This is a genomic window from Microbacterium hydrocarbonoxydans (genome assembly GCF_011752045.1).
Lineage (GTDB): Bacteria > Actinomycetota > Actinomycetes > Actinomycetales > Microbacteriaceae > Microbacterium.
This window is the reverse complement of sequence record NZ_JAAKXW010000001.1, coordinates 295,075-316,081: the sequence shown is the minus strand read 5'-3', so window position 1 is coordinate 316,081 and position 21,007 is coordinate 295,075. Positions and strand designations below refer to the sequence as shown.

Sequence of the window (21,007 nt, the reverse complement as noted above, 5' to 3'; positions counted from 1 at the left end):
AGAGCCCGTCAGGCCCGTCCTGGCGGGCTCTCCGCGTCTCCGCCGTCCGTCGCCTCGAGATCCAGCACCCATTCGTTGACGGTGAGATCCGCTCCGCGGAACGGCTCGGTGACGGTGCCGACGAGGGTGAACCCCGCTCGCCGGCAGACGCCGTTCGACGCGGCGTTGTCGACGCCGGGGCAGGCCATCAGGCTCCGGCGTCCAGTCCGCTCCCGGCGCGCCACCTCGATCAGCAGCTCGAGCGCCCTGGTGGCGACGCCGCGGCCCTGCGCTGAGGGGAGGACGAACCACCCTGTCTCCATCGCCGGTGCGCCGTGCCAGTCGACCGGCCACAAGCCGATGGAACCGAGCCGCTCTCCCTCGTCATCCACGATGACGAACATCCTCGCCTCACCGGCCGACTGCAGACGCAGATAGCGTGCGTGGCGCTCGTCGATCTCCTCCTCCGTCTCGGGGCCGTTGAGGTACGCCGTCATCTCCGGGGTGTTCGCGGCCTGCAGCAGGTCGCGATCGTCCGCGGACCAGGACCTCAGCGTCAGGTTCTCCATCCACGGATCGTCTCACGTGCCGACGACATCCGCAGCGGGAGGGGACTGCTCAGTCCTCGTCGTCCTTCTTCCCCGGGCCGCCCTTGTCGTTCCCCTTGTCGTCCCCCTTGTCGTCCCCCTTGGGACCCTTCCCCTCATCGCCGCGCGGCGCCTCCGGGGACTCCTCCTCGTCGGAGATCACGGGCGCGGGCGGAGACTTCGTCAGCACGACGTGGATCGCCCGGGCGGGCGCCTCCCCCGCCGATGTGGCGGCCCACACTCCGGCGACAGCGCCGACGGCGATCACGAACGCCCCGATGATGACGGTGACGAGGATGCGCCTCATCCTTCCGCGCGAGACGGTGGCTCCGCCCGCGCCGGGCATCAGCTTCGTCATGCCGGTGACACCGTGGGCATCGCTGCCCCCAGACGGGAGAACCTCCGTCTCGCGCGCGTCGGCAGGCGTCACGGAGACTGACCCTCCGCCGGCGTCGCCGGTGCCGAGCTGTGAGGCGGCGGCGACGACCTCGGCGGCCGTCGGACGTTCGCCCGGGTCCGTGCGCGTCATCCGCGTGAGCAGCAGCGACCACCCGCTGCCGAGTGCGGGCGGGATCACCGGAGGGCCGGACAGTCTCGCCAGGGCTGCCTGTGCGCCGCTCGCCCGCGGGAATGCCGGCTCGCCCGTGAGAGCCTCCAGGAGCACCAGGCCGAGCGCGTACACATCCGACGCGGGGACCGCCTCGCCGTCGCGCACCTGCTCCGGCGCCATGTACGCCGCAGTTCCGACCACCATCCCCGGTGTCGTCATCCGCGGGTCGTCGATGACGTGGGCGATTCCGAAGTCGGCGAGCTTCGCCGTCCACGGCTCGCCGGGCCGCGACCCGGCGCCGAGCAGCACGTTCGACGGCTTCACGTCACGGTGCACCACCCCGCGCCCGTGCAGCATGCTGAGAGCCTCCGCGAGACTGCGCCCGAGCAGCGCCACATGAGCGGGGTCCATCGGCCCTCGGGAGAGCTCCTGCGCCAGGGTGCGACCGTCGACGTACTCCATCACGAGGTACTGCGTCCGCCCCCGTGCGAGCTGCGCGTCGTGGAGCGTCACGATCGACGGGTGGTTGAGCGAAGCCAGCAGTGCGGTCTCGCGCTGGGCGCGTCCTCCGCCGAGTGCGGACTCGTGCTCCCCGCGGAGGATCTTGATGGCCACGGTGCGGCCGAGGACGACATCCTCGGCCCTGTGCACGTCAGCACTGCCCCCGGAACCCAGACGATCGATCAGGCGATACCGCCCGTCGAGGAGGGCCTCGGTCGGGGTCTCCTCTGCCACGGACATACCTCTACTCCTGCTCCGCCCGGCTCGGCTGCCCGGCGCCCACGACAGACTAACCCGGGACGCACCCTCGACGTGTCGGCTTGACTCAGCCCGAGCACGGCTGATCAACTGGCAGTCCGCGTTGAGAGGACTGGGGGAAGCACATGCGTCGTCGCCGACCGATCGTGAAGACCGAGAGCGCAGCGGCCCCTGCCCCTGCGCCGGTGCGCCCGGCGCCTCCGACGACGGCCGCAGCGGCGATCGCGCGCATCAACCCGTTCGTCTTCGGGCTGTTCGGCGCACTGGGCGTGCTGGTGGCCCTCACGCTCGGCGGCATCCTCACCCAGCTGGCCACCGTGCTCGTCTATATCGGCTTCGCGGTGTTCCTCGCTCTCGGCCTCGACCCGATCGTCACCGCCCTCGAGCGGAGGTTCTCCCTCCCCCGCGGTGGCGCGGTCGCGATCGTCGTCGCCGTCGTGCTGCTGCTGTTCGCCGGGATCGTCCTCGCGATCGTCCCGATCCTCGTCACGCAGATCTCCAACCTCATCGAGAACGGCCCGCAGATGGTCGAGGACATCCGGGCGTCGGGCTGGTACCAGGACCTGACGGCCCAGTTCGGAGCGAGCTTCGAGGACGCCACGGCCGCGGCTCTCGACTTCGTCCAGGACCCGAGCAACCTCGTCAACATCGGCGGCGGCGTGCTGGCCGTCGGCACCGGCATCGCCGGCGGATTCACCGGCGTCACGATCGTGCTCATCCTGACCCTGTACTTCATGGCGTCCCTGCGGAGCATGAAGAAGGTCGCGGCACGCTTCGTCCCGGCCTACCAGCGCGAGACGTTCACCGGTCTCGTGGAAGACGTCTCCGGAGCCGTCGGACGCTACGTCATCGGCCAGGTGAGCCTGGCCCTGGTGAACGGCGTGCTGAGCCTGTTCATGCTGTCGATCATCGGCGCCCCCGTCCCGGCGCTCCTCGCCCTGATCGCCTTCATCGGCTCGATGATCCCGCTGGTGGGCACGCTGTCGGCATCCATCGTGAACTCGCTGATCTGCCTGATCGTGAGCCCGGTGACCGCTCTCATCGCGTTCTGCTACTACCTCGTGTACATGCAGATCGAGGCATATGTGCTCTCGCCGCGCATCATGAGCAAGGCCGTGGCGGTGCCCGGCTCGCTCGTCGTGATCGCCGCCGTCGCCGGAGGCGCGCTCGGGGGCATCGCCGGTGCGCTCGTCGCGATCCCCGTCGCGGCGAGCATCATCATCGTCGTGCAGAAGGTGCTGTTCCCCGCTCAGGATCGCAAGGTCGTCGCACCCGACGTCATCGGACGGTGAGGGCCTCCGGCTGCACCGTCGCGGTGAAGCCGGACACCTCGCCGACCTCTTCGCCGTCGACCTCGAACTGCTGAGGCTCGGCGAGCTCCGCGACGATCCGGCGCGCCGCGACATGCCGCGTCGACTCCGTGCTCACGGCCTCGCCGCCGCCCAGCATCCGGCGGATCCCGTTGTCCCAGACCACCGAGCGCACCGTGTCCAGCCACTGCAGCGCCCCGTCTGCGCTGACCAGCAGCAGGTCCAGCAGGCCGTCGTCGAGCACGGCATCCGGAAGCAGCCGGATGCCGCCCTGGACCATGCCGCAGTTGCCGACGAGCATCGTGTGCCCGCGTACCGACGCGGGTGCGTCGTCGTCGAGCGTGAGGGTCATGTCTGTCATCGTCGTCCCGGCGAGGGCGCGCCCCATCGCCTCGACGTACGCGAGCCATCCGGCCCTGTCCTTGAGGTCGTCGTCGGTCTCGACGAGCATCTGCGCGTCGACGCCGAAGCCCACCATCACCGTGAAGGCCCGGCGCTCGTCGCCGAACTCCACCCAGCCGATGTCGATGCGCTGCGGTTCGCCGTCGCGCACCCGGGCAAGGGCGGCCGGGATGTCGTCGAGCGGCACGCCGAGGTTCCTGGCGAGCAGGTTGCCGGTGCCCTGCGGCACGATACCGAGGTGCACCTCGGTGCCGGCGAGTGCCTCGGCGACGGCGCGCACCGTGCCGTCGCCGCCGACCGCCAGCACGACCTCGCATCCGGCTTCGGCGGCCTCAGCGGCCATCCCGCGCCCCGGGTCCTCGGCGCTCGTCTCCCACCACAGCACGTCATCGCCGAACACGTCCGCGACGGCGTCCCGGAGGACGCTCTCGTCGATCTTCGAGGGGTTCCAGATCACGCCGAGCTTCGAGATGGTCATGACGTCAGACTGCGCCCCGGGGAGCGAGATCGCAAATCGGAGGCCGCAGGCACGACCGCGTCACCCGTAGAAGAGCTGCTCGAACGCCTTTCGCGCTCGGCGGGTGACGCCGAGGTAGTCCTCCTCGAGCGTGCTGGCGGAGCGGTCCGGGTAGCCCAGGAGCCGTCCGATCGCGTCGAGCTGCCGCGGCTCGACGGGCAGCACATCGCTGGTCTGCCCGGTGAACAGCGTGATCGCGGAGCGCAGCCGGCTCGACAGCCGCCATGCCTCCCGGAGCAGCTTCGCGGATGCCTCCGGCACGAGGTCGGCGTCCACGGCGGCGTCGAGCGCCGCCATGGTCGACGTCGTCCGCAGCTCAGGCACCGCATGCGCGTGCTGGAGCTGCAGCAGCTGCACGAGCCACTCCACGTCGCTGAGCGTGCCGGGGCCGAGCTTGAGGTGCCGGCGCGGGTCGGCGCCCTGGGGCAGCCGCTCCCCCTCGACGCGCGCCTTGATGCGCTTGATCTCCCGCGTGCCCTGCAGGTCCAGCAAGGCCGGGTAGCGGATGCTGTCGGCGAGCTCTGTGAACCTCGCGATGAGCTTCTGGCTGCCGGCGACGCCGCGGGCGCGGAGCAGCGCCTGCGCCTCCCAGGACAGCGACCACCGGCGGTAGTACTCCGCGTACGCGTCGAAGGATCTCACCACCGGGCCGTTGCGGCCCTCCGGCCTGAGGTCGGCGTCGAGATCGAGCGGAACCCGATGATCCGTCAGGTGCTCGCGCAGGCCTGACACGATCTGCGACGCGAGCGACTGCGCCCGCTGCGGGTCGATGCCGTTCGCGTCGTAGACGTAGAGGATGTCGGCGTCGGACCCGAAGCCCAGCTCCGCGCCGCCGAAGCGGCCCATCCCGATGACGGAGAAGTCGAAGGCCTGCTCCTCCGGGGGCACGACCGCGCGGTACACGGCGCGCAGCGCCGCCTGGATCGTCGCGTCGGTGATCTCCGTGAGCGAGGTCGCGATCTCCTCGATCGAGAGCACGTCGAGCACGCCGCCCATCGCGGTGCGCAGCAGCTCCCGCCTCCGCATCGCGCGCACGGCCCGCAGCGCGTCGCCCACGCTCTCGTGCCGGGTCTGGATCGCCCTGGCCTCCTCGTCGATCGCGGCGCCGCTGCGCGGCCGCAGCAGCTCGCTGCTGTCCAGCCAGGCCACCGACTCCGGGATCCACTCCATCAGCTCGCCGACATAGCGGGAGGAGGACAGCAGCCGGGTGAGGCTCTCCGCCGCGCCGGAGGAGTCGCGGAGCATCCGGAGGAACCAGGGGGTGTCTCCCAGCCGCTCGCTGATCCGGCGGAAGGCGACGAGGGCGTAGTCGGGGTCGCTGCCGTCGGCGAACCACCGCACCATCACCGGCATCAGGTGACGCTGGATGGTGGCCTTGCGGCTGAGACCCGTGGTGAGCGCGCCGATGTGCCGCAGCGCACCGGCGGGGTCGCGGAAGCCGATCGCCATCAGGCGGTCGTGCGCCTGCGCGGTGGAGAGCGTGCGCTCCTCCTCCGGCAGCGAGGCGACGGCGGTGAGCAGCGGCCGGTAGAACAGCCGGGTGTGGATCTCGCGCACCTCGCGCCGCACGCTCTCCCAGCGCTCCCACACGGCTTCTCCGGACTCCGCGAGCCCGGTCCCGCGGGCCAGCACCCGCAGGCCCGACGGCGTCCGGGGCATCAGATGGGTGCGGCTGAGATCGCGGAGCTGGAGACGGTGCTCCATGAGGCGCAGCAGCCGGTAGTCGCCGGCGAACGTCGCCGCCTCGCTCCGCCCGATGTAGCCGCCCTCGACGAGCGCGTCGATGCTCTCCAGCGTCCCTCGCGTGCGCAGGGTCGGATCGGTGAGCCCGTGCACCAGCTGCAGCAGCTGCACCGTGAACTCGATGTCGCGCAGGCCGCCCGCGCCGAGCTTGAGCTGGTACGGCACGTCCGCAGGGTCGATGTGCTCCATGACCCGCTCGCGCATGCGCTGGACGCTGTCGACGAAGTTCTCCCGCGCGGCACTCGACCAGATCTTCGGCTGCACGGCCGAGAGGTACTCGGCTCCGAGCTCCGCATCCCCGGCCATCGGCCGCGCCTTGAGCAGAGCCTGGAACTCCCAGCTCTTCGCCCAGCGGTCGTAGTAGGCGAGGTGCGAGGCGAGCGAGCGGACCAGCGCCCCCTGCTTGCCCTCCGGTCTCAGGGCGGCGTCGACCTCCCAGAGCGGCGGTTCGACCTCGATCCCGCTGAGACCCCGCATGGTCTCCCTGGCCAGACGCGTGGCGATGTCGATCGCGCGCGCCTCCGAGACGACCTCTTCGTCTGCCGTCCCGCCGACGAAGATCACGTCCACGTCGCTGACGTAGTTCAGCTCGCGCGCTCCGGCCTTTCCCATGCCGATGACCGCCAGCCGCGTCGCGGCGATCTCCTCCTCGCGCATCGTCGCGCGGAGCCGGGTCCGGGCGACCGCCAATGAGGCCTCCAGCGCCGCGCCGGCGATGTCCGCCAGGGCGGCGGCGACCGCGTCGACGATCCGCACCGGCTCGGGATGCCCGAGGTCGATCGCCGCGATCGCGGCGAGGTGGCGGCGATACGCGACGCGCAGCGTCACCAGCGCGGCGTCGTCCCCGGATGCCGCGAAGCCGTCCTGGGCGCCGACCGCGGCCAGCAGCAGCGTGCGCAGCTCCTCGGCCGACGGCAGCTGGCCCGGCGCCTCGCCGAGAACCGAGAGCTGCGCAGGATGCCGCAGGAAGAACGCGGCGAGCCCCGGGGAGGCGCCGAACACCCTCCAGACGCGCGCTCGCGTCTCCGGATCGGCGAGCAGCGCCCTCAGCGCCTCCGGGTCGCGCCGGACGACCCTGAGCATGCCCTCGACCGCTGCATCCGGATCCGCGGCGCTCGCACCGTCGAGGAGCACTGCGCGCTCGATGCCGAGCGCGCCGGAGAGCTCGGCGAGGGCCGCCGCGGCCTCACTGAGCTCCGCGAAGCCGAGCCTGGCCAGCGCGGAGAGCGAGACGGAGTCGTCCGAACGGGCCATGCGCGCGACTCAGAGCAGCTCGAGGTTGTTCTTCAGCTCCAGAGGAGTGACCTGGCCACGGTACGACTCCCACTCCTTGCGCTTGTTCAGCAGCACGTAATTGAAGACCGACTCCCCGAGCGTCTCGGCGACCAGCTCGGAGTTCTCCATGTACTCGAGTGCGTGGTCGAGGCTCGCCGGCAGCGCCGCGTAGCCGAGCGCGCGGCGCTCCGCGTCGCTGAGCGACCACACGTTATCCTCGGCCTCCGGCGGGAGCTCGTATCCCTCTTCGATGCCCTTGAGACCGGCGGCGAGCATGAGCGCGTACGCCAGGTACGGGTTCGCCGCGGAGTCGAGGGCGCGGTACTCCACGCGGGTGGATCCGCCCTTGTTCGGCTTGTACATCGGCACCCGCACGAGCGCGGAGCGGTTGTTGTGCCCCCAGGTGATGAAGCTGGGCGCCTCGTCGCCGCCCCACAGCCGCTTGTAGGAGTTGACGAACTGGTTCGTCACGGCGGCGATCTCGTTGGCGTGCTTGAGCAGGCCCGCGATGAAGTGACGGCCGGTCTTGGAGAGCTGGTACTTCGCGCCCTCCTCGAAGAACGCGTTGCGCTCCCCCTCGAACAGCGACATGTGCGTGTGCATGCCGCTGCCGGGCTGACCGCTGAGCGGCTTCGGCATGAACGTGGCGTACACGCCCTGCTCGATCGCGACCTCCTTGATGACGGTGCGGAAAGTCATCACGTTGTCGGCCATGGTGAGCGCATCCGCGTAGCGGAGGTCGATCTCGTTCTGGCCGGGTCCGCCCTCGTGGTGGCTGAACTCGACGGAGATGCCGAGGTCCTCGAGCATCCGCACGGAACGACGGCGGAAGTCGTGCGCCGTGCCGCCCGGCACGTTGTCGAAGTAGCCCGCCGAGTCGACGGGGATCGGGCCGTCAGGCCCGAAGGACGACGACTTCAGCAGGTAGAACTCGATCTCGGGGTGCGTGTAGAAGGTGAACCCCGCATCCGCCGCCTTCGCGAGGGCGCGCTTGAGCACGTGGCGCGGATCGGAGACCGCTGGTCGCCCGTCCGGCGTCGTGATGTCGCAGAACATGCGGGCGGTCGGGTCGATCTCGCCGCGCCACGGCAGGATCTGGAAGGTGGTCGGGTCCGGCTGCGCGAGCAGGTCGGACTCGTAGCTGCGGGTGAGGCCCTCGATCGCGGAGCCGTCGAAGCCGATGCCCTCGGCGAAGGCGCCCTCGACCTCGGCCGGGGCGATCGCCACGGACTTCAGGGTTCCGATGACATCGGTGAACCACAGGCGGACGAACTTGACGCCGCGCTCCTCGATGGTGCGGAGGACGAAATCCCGCTGCTTGTCCATCGTCACTCGGCGTTCTCGGCGGCGCCGGAGTCCCAGCCGCCCTCGGCGGCCTCCTCCTCAGCCCAGGCGCGCGAGCGCTCCTTGAGCAGCTCCGGAGCGCGGGCCGCCTCGGCCTCGCTGTCGAAGGGACCGACCCGGTCCACGCTGGGCGAGATCATGCCGAACTCGACCTCACCGGTCTCGAGGTTGTACCAGTACTTCTCATCGCCGTTGGACATCGCCGATCCCTTCTTCACGTCGTGTCATCGATCCTACTGGCGCGGGCCCCGGTCGCTATGCTGTCGCCATGGCAAAAGCGATCGGCGTCGACATCGGCGGCACGGGTATCAAGGCAGGCATCGTCGACCTCACCCACGGGACAATGGCGTCCGACCGGGTCCGGGTCCCCACGCCTGAGGGCGCATCCCCGAACGACGTCCTCCTCGCGGTCCAGACGGTGCTGAAGACCCTCGAGGTGCACGACTCCACCCTCCCGCTGGGCGTCGCGTTCCCCGCCATCGTCAAGCGCGGCAAGACGCTGTCGGCGGCGAACGTCTCCAAGGAGTGGGTCGACTTCGACGCCGAGCGCTTCTTCCGCGACGGCCTCGGCCGCAACATCGTGTTCGTCAACGACGCGGATGCCGCCGGCGTCGCCGAGGCGCGCCACGGCGCCGCCCGCGACGTCCGCGGCCTGACGCTGATGACGACGCTCGGCACCGGCATCGGCTCCGCCTTCCTCTACGACGGCCTGCTCGTCCCGAACACCGAGCTCGGTCACCTGAACTTCCGCGGCTACGAGTCGGTGGAGAAGTGGGCGGCGACCTCGGCGCGGGAGCGCGAGAACCTCAGCTGGGCGGAGTGGGCCGAGCGCCTCCAGGCGTTCTACTCGCACATCGAGTTCCTGTTCAGCCCCGACCTGTTCGTCGTCGGCGGCGGGGTCTCCAAGAACGCGGGCGACTTCCTCCCGCTGCTGGAGCTGAAGACCCCCATCGTCCCCGCGATCCACCGCAACAACTCGGGCATCATCGGCGCCGCGTCCCTCGCCGGCGACTGATCTCCACGCTGCCGACGCGTCGCCCGCAGCGACGAGGTTCCACGACGAAGGCCCCCGCAGCTCCTGCGGGGGCCTTCGTCACGTCGAGGCGAATGGGCCGACCTGTACGCCGGGTTCTGTTCCGGGGTTCTTCGCCCCTTCGACGGCCATCTCTCTCGGCGACACGTTGCCGTGGCGCTCCAGCGGTCTACCCGAGGACTCGGCGAGCCGCGTCATCATCCTCTGTCTGACCTTGCTCCGGACGAGGTTTACCTGGCGGGCCGTGTCACCACGGCCCCCGGTGGTCTCTTACACCACCCTTTCACCCTTACCCCTTGCGGGGCGGTCTGCTCTCTGTGGCACTTTCTCGCGGATTGCTCCGGGTGGGCGTTACCCACCGTCCTGCCCTGAGGAGCCCGGACGTTCCTCGGTGCGGTTGCCCGCCACGCGACCGTCCAGTCGACCCATTCGCCCTTCCATTCTACTTCGCGGCCGTCTCAGCGATCCTCAGGTCGAGCGGGACGTCGATGGGGAACGATCCGAACAGCCGCCTGGTCGCCACGGCGGCAGCCTCTCTGACGGCATCCGCCGCGGCCTCCGCCTGCTCCTCCGGGACGTGCAGGATGACCTCGTCATGGAGGAAGAAGGACAGATGCGGCATGGACCGGAACGGACCGGATGCCGCAGCCGGCACGGCCGCAGGCGGGAACCCCTGCAGACGGTGCCTGATCTCCGCGAGCCAGATGAGCGACCACTCGGCGGCGGTTCCCTGCACGACGAAGTTCCTGGTGAACCTCCCCCAGTCGCGCGCGCGGCGTCGCGCCACGGCGACGTCGGCCGGATCGGCGTCGGCATCCGTCGCTCGGGACTGCATGCGCGCCCACTCGGGCGATGGAGGCGGCGAGGAGCGACCGAGCCAGGTGGAGACCACCCCTCCGTCCTCACCGACCCTGGCCGCCTCGTCGACGAGCGCCATCGCCTGCGGGTACACCTTGCGGAGGCGCGGCACGAGGCGCCCGCTGTCGCCGGTCGTCGCCCCGTACATGGCGCCGAGCACGGCGTACTTCGCCTCCTCGCGGGTGGCGACGGCCCCCGAGTCGACGACACCCGCGTACAGGTCGCTGCCCTGTGCGGCCGTCGCCATCGCCCGGTCCCCCGCCATCGCGGCGAGCATCCGCGGCTCCAGCTGCGCGACATCCGCGACGATGAGCTTCCACCCGTCGTCGGCGCGCACCGCCGGCCGCAGGCTGCGCGGCAGTTGGAGCGCCCCTCCGCCCGCCGACGCCCAGCGCCCGGTGACGACGCCGCCTGGGATGTAGACCGGGCGGAAGCGGCCGTCGTGAACCCACTCGGCGAGCCATGCCCAGCCGTTCGCGCTGAGCAGGCGGGACAGCTTCTTGTACGCCAGCAGCGGCTCCACGACGGGGTGGTCGTGCTCGGCGAGCTCCCACTTCCCGGTGGACTCCACGTGCACGCCGACGCGGTGCAGGGCGCGGAGGAGCTTCGGCTGGCTGTCCAGGTGCAGCGACGGATCACCGAGGATCTCCCGCACCCGATCGCCCAGTTCGACCATCCGGCTGGGCAGGCCCCCTGAGATCGGACGCGTGCCCAGCGTCTCGGTGAGGATGCTGTCGTGGACGCGCTCGTCCCAGGGGAGCCCGGCGGCGCGCATCTCCTCGGCGACGAGCCCGCCGGCGGACTCGGCCGCGCACAGCAGGGTGAGCCGTCCGTCGGCCGAGTCCTGGATCACCCTCCGCTGCGCCCGGTACTGCTCGAGCGCCTCAGCGACCGGATCCGCGGGCGCGTGCTGCTCGACGACGTCGAACAGCGCCGGCGCCTCGTCGGCCGGCTCTCGCCGGATCCAGGCGGGCGACGGCGCCAGCGGACGGGCGACGGATGCCGTGTCGCGGAGGATCGCGTGGCAGAGCAGCAGGTCGTGCGTCCGCGCGAGCCGGACGCCGGCCGCGAGCAGACCGGGATACTGCTCGCGCGCGCTGCGGATGATCCAGCGCGGCGCGTTCTCCTGTTCCTGTGCGGCCACCCACTCCGGCAGGTCCCGCGCGGTGAGGGTCCGTCGATCGAGTTCGGTGCCGTCCTCGCCGAGCTCGACGACGACGTGTTGGCCTGACGCCGTCGCGATCAGGGCGACGCGGCGCTCGGCGGACTGCCGCGAGCTCACCGTCGGCGGGCTCGCGGCCCGTTCGTCACAGCCCGGACTCCTCGGTGCGCACGAGGATGCAACCGCACTCGGGGCAGGAGACGACCGCGTCATCGGCGGCGCGGCGGATCTCGTTCAGGTCTGTGCCGGGAAGCACGATGTGGCAGCCGCCGCACGTGCCGCGGGTGAGCAGGGCGGCCCCTGCGTTGTTCGCCGAACGGCGGGTGTAGTCCGCGAGCAGGTCGGCGGGAACCGTCGCGGTCACGGCCTCGCGGTCGCGGGCCAGCTGCGCGCCGAGCTCGGTCGCGGCGGCGACGTCGGCCTTGGCCTGGGCGGTCAGGCTGGTCCCCTCCGCCGTCGTCGCGTCGAGGAGAGCCTGCTGCGCGGCGACGGCGGCCTCGGCATCCTCCACACGACCCATCACGTCGAGCTCGATGTCCTCGAGATCGCTCTGCCGCTTCGCGAGGCTGGCGAGCTCGTGCTCGAGCGCCTGCGCCTCCTTCGAGTTGGTCGCCGCGGCGAGCCGCTCGGCGTCGCGCGCGCGGCGCTGCTCGACGAGCTTCACGTCGGCCTCGAGGCGGGCCAGCTCGGTGCGCACGTCGTCGCGGGCGCCGGTGAGCGTGGTGAGCTCCCGGAGCTGCTCCTGCCGGATCGCGACGAGCTCGGTGATGCGCGCGGCCTGCGCTGGTTGGGTGCGGGCGCGCTCTGCCTGCGCGATGCGCCGGTCCAGGTCGGCGACGTCGAGCAGGATGCGCTGGTTCTCGGGGCTGGCGTTCACGTGTTCAAATCTAGTCGCTGCACCGGGCTCGCCCCATCACCCGATCTCGCCGTCGACGTAGAGCCAGCGGCGGTCCTCCCGGACGAAGCGGCTCCGCTCGCGCAGCGAGCCGCGCTCGGCGCCCTGCCGCCAGAACGCCTCGAACTCCACCACGCCGTCCCTGTCGAACGGGCCTCCCGCGGACCGGCCCAGGATGATCAGCCGCCGCCACTCCAGATCCGGCTCGAACCCGATCGTCCGCGGGCGGCTCGACGGATGCCAGCTCGCGAGCAGGTGCGCCGCATCGTGACGGGCGAAGGCCGTGTAGCGCGAGCGCATCAGCCGCTCGGCGGTCGGCGCCGCGGCCCCGGCTAGCAGCGGACCGCAGCAGCCGTCGAACAGGTCGCCGGAGCCGCACGGGCAGCGCGAATCGTCCATGCTCTCAGCGTACGCTGGGGCCATGACGGCACTTCCCACCTTCACCGCGCACAACGGATTCACCCTCCCCGCGATCGGCCTGGGGACGTACGCCCTCTGGGGCGACGCCGGAGCGGATGCCGTCGCCGGCGCGCTCTCCGCGGGCTACCGTCTCGTGGACTCGGCGTTCAACTACGAGAACGAGGGCTCCGTCGGCCGCGGGGTCGCGGCATCCGGCGTCGACCGCGCCGAGGTCATCGTCACCACCAAGCTCCCCGGCCGCCATCACCGCACGGCGAAGGCGACGACGAGCATCGAGGAGAGCCGGTCGCGCCTGGGCGTCGACGCCGTCGACCTGCACCTCATCCACTGGCCGAACCCCAGCCAGGACGAGTACGTCCAGGCCTGGCAGGCGCTCGTGGAGGCGCAGCAGCGGGGCGTGGTCCGGCAGATCGGCGTGTCGAACTTCCTGCCGGCGCACCTCGAGCGCATCGAGCGGGAGACCGGGGTGCGGCCGGTCGTGAACCAGATCGAGGTGCATCCCTACTTCCCGCAGGAGGAGCAGCTCGAGTACCACCGCGATCACGGCATCCTGACGGAGGCGTGGAGCCCGATCGCCAAGGCCGCGGATCTGCTCGCCGAGCCGGTGGTCGTCGAGGTGGCGGCCGCGCACGACATCTCCCCCGCGCAGGCCGTGCTGGCCTGGCACGTCGCCCGGGAGACCATCGCGATCCCGAAGGCCTCGTCGCGTGAGCATCAGGTCGCGAACCTGGCAGCCGCATCCGTCGCGCTCTCGCGCGACGAGGTCGCGGCGATCACGGCGCTGGGCCGCGCGGACGGCCGCCTGTTCGGCGGCGACCCGCGCACGCACGAGGAGTCCTGATCGCACTCCAGACGGCGCCCGTGCTCGCGGGCCTGCCGATCACGCCGGCGACCGCACGGGCGTACTTCGCCGCGCAGTCGCTCGCCGGCGCCGCCTGGTGGATCGGCGTGTTCGCCTCGGACGCCGTGCGGGTCGCGACGCTCGGGGAGCTGCCCGTGCTGCCGATCGCGGCGGCCGATGTGCCGCTGTTCCTCGTCTCCTCGGCACTCGTCGCATCGGGCGTCCGCTGGGCGGCAGGGGTCGCAGCCGGATGGGCGACGCTGGTGGCCGCGGGGATGATCGTCTATGCGACGCTGACCGGATCGGCCGGCTGGGGCGCGCTGCTCATGACCGCGGCCGCAGGCGCGTCGCTCGTGGCAGGGATCGTCGTGGTGTGCGGACGTGCGCCGGTCGAATGGATCGTCACCGGCCCGTTCGCGTTCCGGTCGGCCGCAGCCGAGGGACGAACGCGGCTCGCGGCGCGGATCGTGCGGCAGATGGTGCTGTTCTGGGTGCTGTTCCTCGGCGTCCTCCCCGCCGCGATCGCGGCGCTCGAGTCCCGGTGGCTGCTGAGCATCCCGTTCCCGGTCGCCGTCCGCATCGTCGGCGGAGCGCTGTTCGTCGTGACCGGGGCTCTCGGCATCTGGTCCGCCGTCTCCATGCTCGTCGTCGGAGAGGGCACCCCGCTGCCCTCGCACATGGCGCGGCGCCTCGTGATCACGGGTCCGTACCGGTTCGTGCGCAATCCCATGGCGGTGGCGGGCATCGCCCAGGGAGTCGCCGTCGGACTCGCGCTCGGATCCTGGCTGGTCATCGCCTATGCGCTGTGCGGCTCGCTGATCTGGAACACCCTCGTCAGACCTCAGGAGGAGGCCGACCTCGCGGCGAGGTTCGGGGCCGAGTTCGAGGAGTACCGGACCTCGGTGCCCTGCTGGGTGCCGCGGCTGCGCTGACGGCGGCCGCGCAATAGGATCGATCGACTCGGGGCGAGGACGCCCCGGCATCCGATGCGAGATGAGGCGAGCATGGCGGAGACGCAGGCGGGCTGGTACGACGACGGCACCGGGACCCAGCGGTGGTGGGACGGACAGAACTGGACCGAGAACGTGCAGCCGCCCGCGGCGCCTCAGCCCGGGATCGGCGGGATCATCGAGCGGGCGCAGGCGGATGCCGTCGCCGGGGCGCAGCCCCGCCCTGCGGCGCCGGGCATGAGCTATGTCGTGCTGCAGGTCGTCCTCAAGGAGAAGTTCTTCGGCTCCGGCTCGGGCAACCTCACCGAGCTCGAGCGCGCCATCAACGCCCAGGCGGCGCTCGGCTACCGGCTACACACGATCACGACGGCGTCGTCCGGGAGCACGGGCTTCGGCGGCGGCGACCGCATCCAGGCGACCCTGGTCTTCGAGAAGCTCGTCTGAGGTCAGCCGCCCGGCTCACAGGGCGGCGGCGACCGCCTCCTCGGCGGTGCGGTGCGTGAACGCGAAACCGCTGCCCTCGAGAGCGGCGGGGCGCACGTCCGCGTCGGAGACCAGCAGCGAGTCGGTGGCCGCGCGGCTCAGTGCCAGGCGCATGGCCCAGGCGGGAGCGGGCAGCCAGAACGGGCGGTGCATCCTCGCGGCCAGCGCACGGCCGATGTCGTTCGCCGATGCGGGTGCCGGACCCGCGAGGTTCACCGGGCCCTCGAGCCCCACGTCGATGACGTGCCGGATCGCCCGCACCTCGTCGTCCAGGGATATCCACGGCCAGATCTGGTTCCCGTGGCCGATCGGGCCGGCGACGCCGAACCGGGTGAGCTGGACGAGCGGCCGCAGCACCCCGCGCCGGTGGATCACCGGCGCTGTGCGGAACAGGGCGACGCGCGTGCGATCGCCGGCCCGGCGCGCCTCATCCTCCCACCGGACGCACAACCGCGCGAGGAAGGTCTCCCCCGCCGGCGCATCCTCGGTGAGCACCGCTCCGGGCGCTGATCCGTAGAATCCCACCGCCGAGGCCGAGGCGAACACGGGCGCGTCGTCTCCGAGCGCGATCAGCGCGGTCGCGATCGCCCGCGTGGCACGCACCCGGGAGGCGACGAGTTCCCGCCGATACCGCGGCGTCCACGGCATCCGCCCGACGCTGGCGCCGCCGAGCGCGACGACGGCGTCCGCGCCGGCCAGGTCCTGCGGGTCGAGCTCCTGCTCCCCCGGCGACCATGCGATCTCTCCCGGAGCCTCCGGCGGACGACGGACCAGGGTCGTCACCTCGATGCCGTCCTGCCGCAGCGACGCCGCGAGGGCGGTGCCGATCAGGCCCGAGGCCCCGCTGATCACGACGCGACGTCTCACGCGGTCTCCGATCTCGTCTGTCGCCGGCTCAGGCCGCACGCCGGTAGTGCACGGCCACCGCGCCGCAGCGCAGCGGCTCCGACGACACCAGCTCGAGACGTCGCGTGCCGGGCAGCCCGCCCTGGTGGAGCTTCGGACCGTGTCCGGCGATCCGGGGGTGGACGAGGAACCGGTACTCGTCGATCAGCCCCAGCCGATCCAGTTCCGTCGCCAGCATCCCGCTGCCGAGGAGCACGCCGCCCGGCGTCGCGTCCTTGAGCCCCTGCACGGCCGTCCGCAGGTCGCCGCCGAGGTGGTGGCTGTTGCTCCACGGGAAGTCCTCGCGTGTCGTCGAGACGACGTACTTCGGCTTGGCCTCGAGCTTGACCGCCCATTCGCGCATCGCGGCCGGGGCATCCTCGTCGCCGCGGGCGACGGCCGGCCAGGCGTCCTCCATCATCTCGTAGGTGACGCGCCCCCAGAGCATCGCGCCGGCGTCGTCCATCAGGGCGGTGAAGTAGGCGTGCGTCTCGTCGTCGGCGATGCCCTCGCGGTGATCGACGCATCCGTCCAGCGTGACGTTGATGCTGAAGGTCAGGAGTCCCATGAGCCGAGCCTAAGCGCGCGAGGCGGCGATCACCACGGGACCCCGCACGTCGCGTCTAGGATGGATCGGAAGGGCCTTTAGCTCAGCTGGTAGAGCAACGGTTTTACACACCGTAGGTCGTCGGTTCGATCCCGGCAGGGCCCACCCCTGGAGAACCACCGGATGCTCAGCGCACCAGCGGCACCTCCTCGTCGACCTCGAACCGGATGCCGGGCTGGCCGTCGATCGCGGTGGCTGCCGCTTGGAAGGCGCCCTGCGGCTTCGCGAATCCGCCCACGACGCAGCGGGCGGACGTGTCGGCTTTGACACGGAGACACCGGCGCCGCGGAGGATGTGACAGGACGACTCCGCGCATCCGGCTCGCCGGGATCGGGGCTAAGGTAAACATCAGCGCGCGTTGTGCACTACCGACAAGGCTGCCCGTGCCGCACCCCGTTTCTTGGCGAGACCCGCCAGCTCGATGAAAGGTTCCCCCCGTGACCGTGCACGACCAGGATCCGTACTCCCAGGGCCCCCTCGACAGCGATCCGGAAGAGACCGGCGAATGGCAGCAGTCGCTCGACGAGCTGGTGGAGGCCAAGGGGCACGGCCGCGGCCGCGAGATCATGCTCAGCCTGCTCAAGCGCTCCAAGGAGCTGCATCTGGGCGTGCCGATGGTCCCCACCACCGACTACATCAACACGATCGCGTCGGAGAACGAGCCCGAGTTCCCCGGTGACGAGGAGGTCGAGCGCCGTTACCGCGCCTGGATCCGCTGGAACGCGGCGGTCACCGTGCACCGCGCGCAGCGCCCCGGCATCGGCGTCGGCGGTCACATCTCGACCTACGCCTCCTCCGCCGCCCTGTACGAGGTCGGCTTCAACCACTTCTTCCGCGGCGCGGACCACCCCGGCGGCGCCGACCAGATCTTCATCCAGGGCCACGCCTCCCCCGGCATCTACGCTCGCTCCTTCCTCGAGGGCCGGCTGACGGAGCAGCACCTCGACGGCTTCCGCCAGGAGCAGTCGCGCGCGCCCTTCGGCATCCCCTCCTACCCGCACCCGCGGCAGATGGAGGACTACTGGCAGTTCCCGACCGTGTCGATGGGTCTCGGCCCGATCAACGCGATCTACCAGGCCATGTCGAACAAGTACCTCGAGAACCGCGGCATCAAGGACACCTCGTCCTCGCACGTCTGGGCGTTCCTCGGCGACGGCGAGATGGACGAGGTCGAGAGCCGCGGCCAGCTGCAGGTGGCAGCCAATGAGGGCCTCGACAACCTCACCTTCGTCGTCAACTGCAACCTGCAGCGCCTCGACGGACCGGTGCGAGGCAACGGGAAGATCGTCCAGGAGCTGGAGAGCTTCTTCCGCGGCGCCGGATGGAACGTCATCAAGGTGGTCTGGGGCCGCGAGTGGGACGACCTGCTCGCCCGCGACACCGAGGGCGCGCTGCTGAACCTGATGAACAGCACCCCCGACGGCGACTTCCAGACGTACAAGGCCGAGTCCGGCGCGTACATCCGCGAGCACTTCTTCGGGAAGGACGAGCGCGCCGCGGCTCTCGTCAAGGACCTCACCGACGACCAGATCTGGCGCCTCAAGCGCGGCGGCCACGACTACCGCAAGGTGTACGCCGCGTTCAAGGCGGCGACGGAGCACAAGGGGCAGCCGACGGTCATCCTGGCGAAGACGGTCAAGGGCTACGGCCTCGGCCCGCACTTCGAGGGACGCAACGCGACCCACCAGATGAAGAAGATGACGCTGGACAACCTCAAGACGTTCCGCGACACCATGCACATCCCGATCACGGACGCGCAGCTCGAGGAGAACCCGTACCTGCCGCCGTACTACAACCCCGGGCCCCAGGACGAGACGATCCAGTACATGCTGGAGCGACGCCGCAGCCTGGGCGGCTTCCTCCCGGAGCGCCGTTCGACGCACGTCGGCCTCTCGCTCCCCGACGACTCCGCCTACGCGCTGCCGAAGAAGGGCTCCGGCACGCAGGAGATCGCGACGACGATGGCCTTCGTCCGGCTGCTGAAGGACCTGCTCCGCTCGAAGGACTTCGGCCACCGAATCGTGCCGATCATCCCGGACGAGGCGCGCACGTTCGGCATGGACGCCTACTTCCCGACCGCGAAGATCTACAACCCGAACGGCCAGCACTACACGTCGGTCGACCGGGAGCTTCTCCTCGCGTACAAGGAGAGCCCGCAGGGCCAGATCGTGCACGTCGGCATCAACGAGGCCGGCGCCCTGGCCGCGTTCACCGCCGCCGGCACCTCCTACGCGACGCACGGCGAGCCGCTGATCCCGATCTACATCTTCTACTCGATGTTCGGCTTCCAGCGCACCGGTGACGCCCAGTGGGCCGCCGGAGACCAGATGGCCCGCGGGTTCATCCTCGGCGCCACGGCCGGTCGCACCACGCTGACCGGTGAGGGCCTGCAGCACGCCGACGGCCACTCGCACCTGCTGGCGTCGACCAACCCCGCCACGGTGTCGTACGACCCCGCGTACGGCTACGAGATCGCGCACATCATGCGCAGCGGTCTGGAGCGCATGTACGGCGGCAGCCACCCCGACCCCAACGTGATGTACTACATCACCGTCTACAACGAGCCGTACGTGCAGCCGGCCGAGCCCGAGGGCGTGGACGTCGACGGCATCGTCCGCGGCATCCATCGCGTGTCGGCGGGCGAGGGCGACGGTCACCGCGCTCAGCTGCTCGCGTCGGGCGTCGGCCTGCCGTGGGCCCTCGAGGCGCAGGAGCTGCTGAAGAACGACTGGGGCGTCGTCGCCGACGTGTGGTCGGTCACCTCGTGGACCGAGCTGCGCCGCGACGGCCTCGCCGCGGACGAGCACAACTTCCTGCACCCGGAGGAGGAGCCGCGCACGGCCTACCTCACCCAGAAGCTGCAGGGCGCCGAGGGCCCGGTGGTCGCGGTCAGCGACTTCATGCACGCGGTGCAGGACCAGATCCGCCCGTGGGTGCCGAACCGCTTCGCGACGCTCGGCGCCGACGACTTCGGATTCTCGGACACCCGTGCCGCCGCCCGCCGCTTCTTCAAGATCGACGGCCCGTCGATCGTGGTGCGCACTCTGCAGTCGCTCGCCGAGGACGGCAAGGTCGACCGCTCGCTGGCCGCGCAGGCCATCGAGAAGTACCGTCTGCACGACGTGAACGCGGGTACCAGCGGCAACGCGGGCGGCGAGAGCTGAGTCGCCGGTGACGGATTCGTCCCCGCGCGGTATGGACAAGGCCGCGACCCTCACCTGGCTGCGCCGGATCTCCGGTGACATCGCCTCGGTGACGATCAAGCGGCTGGAGGACACCCTCCCCTGGTACGCCGACATGCCACCGGCCCGCCGCTCCGCGGTCGGGCTGGTGGCCCAGGCCGGCATCACCTCGTTCATCCAGTGGTACGACGACCCGTCTTCGACGCCGTGGATCGCGGCGGACATCTTCGCGGCGGCTCCGCGCGAGCTGCTGCGCAGCGTCAGCCTGCAGCAGACCCTGCAGCTCATCCGCGTGACCGTCGAGGTCACCGAGGAGCGCGTCGCCGGCAAGGGCGAGCACCTGCGTGAGGCGATCCTGCTGTACTCCCGCGACGTGGCTTTCGCGGCGGCCGACGTGTACGCACGTGCAGCCGAGGCACGCGGTCTCTGGGACGCCCGTCTCGAGGCTCTGGTCGTGGACTCGATCCTCACCGGCGAAGCCGACGAGGAGCTGCCCAGCCGCATCGCAGCGCTCGGCTGGCACGGGCATGGCGAGGTCGCCGTGCTCGTCGGCACGACGCCTCCGCAGTTCGACGTCGATCAGGTGCGCCGCACGGCCCGCAAGCTCGCCGTCGACGTGCTCATCGGCGTCCAGGGCTCTCGGCTCGTGCTCGTGCTCGGCCGGGCGCGCATCGCCGGGCAGGACGGAGAGGACGAGGAGCTGGGCTTCCAGGAGATCGCCACACGGCTCGAGCCCTCCTTCGGCCCCGGCTACGTTGTGCTCGGCCCTGCGGTCGCCGCACTCGTCGACGCCAGCCAGAGCGCCCGCGCCGCCCTCGCCGGCTTCGCGGTCGCCAGGGCCTGGCGCAGCGCACCGCGGCCGGTCGAAGCCGACGATCTGCTCCCCGAGCGCGCACTGGCCGGCGATCCGCTCGCGAAGCAGACTCTCATCGAGCGCATCTACCGGCCGCTGCAGTCGCATTCCACGGATCTCGTCACCACGCTGTGGAGCTACCTCGACAACGGGCGCTCGCTCGAGGCGACGGCCCGCGAGCTGTTCGTGCATCCGAACACGGTGCGCTACCGGCTCAAGCGCGTCAGCGAGGTCATCGGCTGGGACGCCACGGGTCCGCGCGAGGCGCTCATCCTGCAGACCGCCCTCATCCTCGGCTCGATCGGCGCCGCCGACCAGGTGCGCCGCCGTCCGCCCCTCCGTCGTCCGCCGCGCTGAACGCCTCGGCCGGAA

Annotated in this window: 18 protein-coding genes, 1 tRNA gene and 1 other RNA gene; 8 read left to right on the top strand and 12 right to left on the bottom strand. The window is 71.1% G+C overall.

The genetic code is table 11. From position 1 onward, the window contains the following. Nucleotides 1–8 precede the first annotated feature (8 nt). Both G6G98_RS01580 and G6G98_RS01575 read right to left on the bottom strand, forming a co-directional pair. On the bottom strand, nt 9–548 hold the full coding sequence (locus G6G98_RS01580) for a GNAT family N-acetyltransferase (protein ID WP_067352289.1): 540 nt from the start codon (nt 546–548) through the stop codon (nt 9–11). A 49-nt stretch (nt 549–597) separates the two neighbouring features. Continuing rightward, nucleotides 598–1,857 (bottom strand): serine/threonine-protein kinase, encoded by a 1,260-nt coding sequence (locus G6G98_RS01575; protein ID WP_164233822.1) that lies wholly within the window; start codon nt 1,855–1,857, stop codon nt 598–600. Between the two features lie 143 nt (nt 1,858–2,000). Here G6G98_RS01575 and G6G98_RS01570 point away from each other — a divergent pair, with 143 nt between their 5' ends. After that, complete coding sequence (locus G6G98_RS01570) at nt 2,001–3,167, top strand: AI-2E family transporter (RefSeq protein WP_084788289.1); 1,167 nt, start codon at nt 2,001–2,003, stop codon at nt 3,165–3,167. Here G6G98_RS01570 and G6G98_RS01565 read toward each other — a convergent pair. The 4 genes from G6G98_RS01565 to G6G98_RS01550 are packed head-to-tail and all read right to left on the bottom strand — an operon-like array spanning nt 3,154 to nt 8,666. Beyond that, entirely contained in the window at nt 3,154–4,065 is a 912-nt protein-coding gene (locus tag G6G98_RS01565) for a diacylglycerol/lipid kinase family protein (RefSeq protein ID WP_067352294.1), read from the bottom strand. The genes G6G98_RS01570 and G6G98_RS01565 overlap by 14 nt on opposite strands. Before the next feature lie 60 nt (nt 4,066–4,125). Then, on the bottom strand, nt 4,126–7,101 hold the full coding sequence (locus G6G98_RS01560) for a bifunctional [glutamine synthetase] adenylyltransferase/[glutamine synthetase]-adenylyl-L-tyrosine phosphorylase (RefSeq protein ID WP_067352298.1): 2,976 nt from the start codon (nt 7,099–7,101) through the stop codon (nt 4,126–4,128). A gap of 9 nt (nt 7,102–7,110) precedes the next feature. After that, nucleotides 7,111–8,448 (bottom strand): type I glutamate--ammonia ligase, encoded by a 1,338-nt coding sequence (gene glnA / locus G6G98_RS01555; RefSeq protein WP_067352301.1) that lies wholly within the window; start codon nt 8,446–8,448, stop codon nt 7,111–7,113. 2 nt (nt 8,449–8,450) lie between these two features. Next, nucleotides 8,451–8,666, bottom strand: a complete 216-nt coding sequence (locus tag G6G98_RS01550) for a hypothetical protein (RefSeq protein ID WP_067353779.1) — start codon at nt 8,664–8,666, stop codon at nt 8,451–8,453. Between the two features lie 68 nt (nt 8,667–8,734). Between G6G98_RS01550 and ppgK the strand changes: the two genes are divergently transcribed. Continuing rightward, a complete protein-coding gene (gene ppgK / locus G6G98_RS01545) occupies nt 8,735–9,481 on the top strand; it encodes a polyphosphate--glucose phosphotransferase (protein ID WP_067352305.1) in 747 nt (248 codons plus the stop codon). A gap of 89 nt (nt 9,482–9,570) precedes the next feature. Here the strand turns inward: ppgK and rnpB are convergent. From rnpB to G6G98_RS01525, 4 genes are all read right to left on the bottom strand, one after another. Continuing rightward, nucleotides 9,571–9,927, bottom strand: an RNA gene (rnpB, locus tag G6G98_RS01540) — RNase P RNA component class A. Between the two features lie 14 nt (nt 9,928–9,941). Next, a complete protein-coding gene (locus G6G98_RS01535; RefSeq protein WP_243841972.1) occupies nt 9,942–11,639 on the bottom strand; it encodes a bifunctional 3'-5' exonuclease/DNA polymerase in 1,698 nt (565 codons plus the stop codon). Between the two features lie 25 nt (nt 11,640–11,664). Continuing rightward, the gene (locus G6G98_RS01530; RefSeq protein ID WP_067352308.1) at nt 11,665–12,396 is read right to left on the bottom strand and encodes a zinc ribbon domain-containing protein; all 732 of its coding nucleotides are present in this window, start codon (nt 12,394–12,396) and stop codon (nt 11,665–11,667) included. 36 nt (nt 12,397–12,432) lie between these two features. Beyond that, nucleotides 12,433–12,813 (bottom strand): YchJ family protein, encoded by a 381-nt coding sequence (locus tag G6G98_RS01525; RefSeq protein WP_067352311.1) that lies wholly within the window; start codon nt 12,811–12,813, stop codon nt 12,433–12,435. Between the two features lie 22 nt (nt 12,814–12,835). Here G6G98_RS01525 and G6G98_RS01520 point away from each other — a divergent pair, with 22 nt between their 5' ends. The 3 genes from G6G98_RS01520 (at nt 12,836) to G6G98_RS01510 (ending at nt 15,069) form a co-directional block, all read left to right on the top strand. Then, the gene (locus tag G6G98_RS01520; RefSeq protein WP_067352314.1) at nt 12,836–13,675 is read left to right on the top strand and encodes an aldo/keto reductase; all 840 of its coding nucleotides are present in this window, start codon (nt 12,836–12,838) and stop codon (nt 13,673–13,675) included. 20 nt (nt 13,676–13,695) lie between these two features. Continuing rightward, complete coding sequence (locus G6G98_RS01515) at nt 13,696–14,607, top strand: methyltransferase family protein (protein WP_067352318.1); 912 nt, start codon at nt 13,696–13,698, stop codon at nt 14,605–14,607. A gap of 72 nt (nt 14,608–14,679) precedes the next feature. Next, complete coding sequence (locus G6G98_RS01510; protein WP_084788341.1) at nt 14,680–15,069, top strand: DUF2510 domain-containing protein; 390 nt, start codon at nt 14,680–14,682, stop codon at nt 15,067–15,069. Between the two features lie 15 nt (nt 15,070–15,084). Here G6G98_RS01510 and G6G98_RS01505 read toward each other — a convergent pair whose 3' ends face one another. Both G6G98_RS01505 and G6G98_RS01500 read right to left on the bottom strand, forming a co-directional pair. Continuing rightward, complete coding sequence (locus tag G6G98_RS01505) at nt 15,085–15,975, bottom strand: TIGR01777 family oxidoreductase (protein ID WP_164233823.1); 891 nt, start codon at nt 15,973–15,975, stop codon at nt 15,085–15,087. A gap of 28 nt (nt 15,976–16,003) precedes the next feature. Further along, nucleotides 16,004–16,561: a dihydrofolate reductase family protein gene (locus tag G6G98_RS01500; RefSeq protein ID WP_067352325.1), complete on the bottom strand. Its 558-nt coding sequence runs from the start codon at nt 16,559–16,561 to the stop codon at nt 16,004–16,006. A 71-nt stretch (nt 16,562–16,632) separates the two neighbouring features. Between G6G98_RS01500 and G6G98_RS01495 the strand changes: the two genes are divergently transcribed. The 3 genes from G6G98_RS01495 (at nt 16,633) to G6G98_RS01485 (ending at nt 20,992) form a co-directional block, all read left to right on the top strand. Then, nucleotides 16,633–16,705 (top strand) — tRNA-Val (locus G6G98_RS01495). Nucleotides 16,706–17,037: 332 nt separating this feature from the next. Next, nucleotides 17,038–19,764 (top strand): pyruvate dehydrogenase (acetyl-transferring), homodimeric type, encoded by a 2,727-nt coding sequence (gene aceE, locus G6G98_RS01490; RefSeq protein ID WP_067352328.1) that lies wholly within the window; start codon nt 17,038–17,040, stop codon nt 19,762–19,764. Nucleotides 19,765–19,795: 31 nt separating this feature from the next. Then, on the top strand, nt 19,796–20,992 hold the full coding sequence (locus G6G98_RS01485) for a PucR family transcriptional regulator (RefSeq protein WP_067352331.1): 1,197 nt from the start codon (nt 19,796–19,798) through the stop codon (nt 20,990–20,992). Nucleotides 20,993–21,007 lie beyond the last annotated feature (15 nt).